This window comes from Caulobacter sp. (assembly GCF_049283275.1).
In the GTDB taxonomy this organism is placed as follows: Bacteria; Pseudomonadota; Alphaproteobacteria; order Caulobacterales; family Caulobacteraceae; genus Caulobacter.
Map to the genome: position 1 here is coordinate 1 of NZ_JBAPVS010000061.1, position 3,207 is coordinate 3,207.

General features: G+C 66.4%; 4 protein-coding genes. 3 read left to right on the forward strand and 1 reads right to left on the reverse strand.

The genetic code is table 11. The features are described 5' to 3' along the window. Positions 1 to 66: 66 nt before the first annotated feature. On the reverse strand, positions 67 to 534 hold the full coding sequence (locus tag WAL33_RS03110) for an Lrp/AsnC family transcriptional regulator (RefSeq protein WP_422178378.1): 468 nt from the start codon (positions 532 to 534) through the stop codon (positions 67 to 69). 121 nt (positions 535 to 655) lie between these two features. Here WAL33_RS03110 and WAL33_RS03115 point away from each other — a divergent pair, with 121 nt between their 5' ends. The 3 genes from WAL33_RS03115 (at position 656) to WAL33_RS03125 (ending at position 3,067) form a co-directional block, all read left to right on the forward strand. Then, positions 656 to 916 carry a DUF6356 family protein gene (locus WAL33_RS03115; protein WP_422178380.1) on the forward strand — a complete coding sequence of 87 codons (261 nt, stop codon included), beginning with the start codon at positions 656 to 658 and terminating at the stop codon, positions 914 to 916. Positions 917 to 1,067: 151 nt separating this feature from the next. Further along, positions 1,068 to 1,349 carry a hypothetical protein gene (locus WAL33_RS03120; RefSeq protein WP_422178382.1) on the forward strand — a complete coding sequence of 94 codons (282 nt, stop codon included), beginning with the start codon at positions 1,068 to 1,070 and terminating at the stop codon, positions 1,347 to 1,349. Positions 1,350 to 1,630: 281 nt separating this feature from the next. Further along, entirely contained in the window at positions 1,631 to 3,067 is a 1,437-nt protein-coding gene (locus WAL33_RS03125) for an amino acid permease (RefSeq protein WP_422178384.1), read from the forward strand. The last annotated feature ends 140 nt before the right edge of the window (positions 3,068 to 3,207 follow it).

Genomic DNA, 3,207 nt, shown 5'->3' on the forward strand with positions numbered 1-3,207 from the left:
CACCCCCATCCCCGGCCCTTCCCCCATCAAGGGGGAAGGGAGAAGCCCTGTGGATAACTTTCGCGATCACCCGGTCGCGATCGGCAGGGCGGTCGTGAACTTGATCTGCTCCATGGCGAACGATGAGGAGACGTCGGTGAGCGGCGCCGTCGCGATCAGTCGGCGGTAGAAGCGGTCATAGGCGGCGATGTCGCGGACCACGACCTTGAGCAGATAGTCGACATCGCCGCTCATCCGGTAGAACTCGACCACCTCGGGCAGGGTCTTGGCGCCGGCCGCGAAGGTGGCCAGCCACTCTTCGTCATGGCGACCGGTCTTGACCGCCACGAACACCGTCAGCGACAGGTCCAGGGCCTCGCGGTCGATCAGGGCGACGCGGGCGGTGATCACCCCGCCGTCCTGCAGCCGCTTGACCCGCTTCCAGCACGGGGTCTGGGACAGGCCCACCCGTTCGGCCAGTTCGGCGATGGGCACGGTGGCGTCCTGCTGCAGGATGGCCAGCAGGCGGCGGTCGATCTGGTCCAGCGCGATCATTCTCTGTTCGGGCCTGTTTGGAGAACGTAATTCTCGTCAATTGCCACGAAGCCGCATCTTCGACCATGTCATTCTTGCGAAGCACGGCATTCTGGAAAGACGCGCCATCCCGGGGATTCCCATGCTCGACGCCTTCACCCGCCATCCACGTTCGGTCGACGAGACCTATGGCGAGCACATGGCCGTGGCCTGGAGCTTCGCCTTCCCGATGCTGCTGGGCGGCCTGGCCTGCTTCGTCCACGGGATCTTCCCGTTCCTGTTTACGACCACCGGCAGCCGCTGCGTGAAACTGCTCCACACCCGCATCGCCAACCGCGGCTGCAAGTCGGCCGGGGTCGACGCCCAGGTTCCCAACTGGGCGGCCTTCGACGCGGTGATCTGAGTTCGGGCGGGGCGGACGTTCCGAGCGACCACGACGCGTGGCTTGCCAGCCGCGGCCGTTGGGAAGATCGTCAACTTGCGCGACGCCAGCATTCGCGATGAAAGTGTCTGGGACCGGGGTGGTCCGCGACTACCTTCCAGGGACTGTCGAAGTGAACTACCTGCAAGCGTATGATTTGTATCTCAAGCGTCTGGCCGAAGACGGAGCTCGAAAGCCCGGCGTCGCCATGATCGGCCTTGGGCCAATATTGCTCGTGACCATGCCGTTCTACGTCGCGATAATTCTTGTCATGGCGATTTTTGGGGCGCTTGGCTGGACAGGCCCTTGGGGCCTCACGCTGAAAATATTGATTTCCATGGCCTTGCTGATTGCCTTGTTCGCCTCGGGCTTTCGGTTCGTTTACCACCGGACTCAAAGCCGTAGGGACAAATGAGGCGGTTCGACTGGGACGCTCGCGCGTCACGTAAGCCGTCCCTCCCTGCTTCCCTGATCAAGAGGCGGTTTTCGACTCCGATGTAAGCTCCAGCTGTACGGACCTGTCAGGAAACGTCGTCGGCGGCGCAAACGCTCCCCCTTGGCGACGGCGCGCGCCTGGCCCATCGTCCGCCCGCGCCTGTCCCATGGGACAGACGCGAATCAAGCATTCAGAGCGTGGCGGGCGCCGAAACCGGCATCCACTTTCGGCTGCCACGCTCTGGAGTCGGGAGAACAACCTTGAGCATCTGGAACCGCCGCAAGGCGATCGACACCGCCGCCGGCGATCACGCCCACGCCCTGAAGAAGACCCTCAGCTGGTATCACCTGATCGCCCTGGGCGTCGGGGCCATCGTCGGCACCGGCATCTACACCCTGACCGGGGTCGGGGCGGGCCTGGCCGGGCCGGGGGTGATGCTGTCGTTCCTGATCGCCGGGGCGGTCTGCGCCTGCGCGGCCCTGTGCTACGCCGAGCTGTCGACGATGATCCCGGCCTCGGGCAGCGCCTACACCTACAGCTATGTCGCCATGGGCGAGCCGGTGGCCTGGTTCGTCGGCTGGAGCCTGATCCTCGAATACACCCTGGTCTGCGCGGCCGTGGCGGTGGGCTGGTCGGCCCACGCCACCGGCCTGTTCCGCATGGCCGGCTTTCCCGAATTCCTGCTGGCCGGCCCGCACGTCGTCCTGGACGACGGCACGCGCGGCCTGATCAACCTGCCCGCCGTGATCATTTCGTTCGCTGTCGCCGGGCTGCTGGCCCTGGGCACCAAGGAGAGCGCCACGGTCAACATCGTGCTGGTGGTGGTCAAGATCGCGGCGCTCGCTCTGTTCGTGGTCCTGTGCCTGCCGGCCTTCGACGCCGGCCACTTCACGCCGTTCATGCCGCAAGGCTTCGCCGCCACCGCGGGAGCCGACGGGGTCAAGGTCGGGGTGATGGCGGCGGCCAGCCTGATCTTCTTCGCCTTCTACGGCTTCGACGCGGTGTCGACCGCCGCCGAGGAGACCAAGAACCCCAAGCGCGACCTGACCATCGGCATCGTCGGCTCGATGCTGGTCTGCACCCTGATCTACATGCTCGTCGCGGCTGTTGCGATCGGCGCCTCGCGGGCCGAGGTGTTCTCCAAGAGCGAGGCCCCGCTGGTCTTCATCCTGGAGACCCTAAACCATCCCAAGATGGCCCAACTGGTCGCCCTGGCCGCGGTGGTCGCCCTGCCGACCGTGATCCTGGCCTTCATGTACGGCCAGAGCCGGATCTTCTTCGTCATGGCCCGCGACGGCCTGCTGCCGCCGGGCCTGGCGCGGGTGAACCCCAAGACCGGCACGCCGGTGCTGATGACCCTGCTGACCGGGGCCCTGGCGGCGGTGCTGTCGGGCCTGCTGTCGCTGAAGGACATCGCCGAGCTGGCCAACGCCGGCACCCTGGCGGCCTTCATCGCCGTGGGCCTGTCGGTGATCATCCTGCGGCGGCGCGAACCGAACCGGCCCCGGGTGTTCGCCACGCCGCTGTGGCAGGTGGTGGCGCCGGGCGCGATCCTCGGCTGCCTCTACCTGTTCTCCAGCCTGCCGGCCAAGACCCAGCTCTATTTCCTGTACGCCCACCTGATCGGGGCGGCGGTGTACCTACTGTATGGGGTGCGACGCAGCGTCCTAGCGCGGGCGCAGGCCGGCAGGGTGTAGAACCGTCCGCGTTAACCGCGTTTCCCGGGGATGATTTTGCGACATTTGATCCTGCCTTGGTTCTGTCGCCCCAGCCTCTGGGTGCTGTTCGCGGCCGTGCCGCTGGTCGCGTGCGGCGGCGGCGGCGGCGGCGGCGCCAA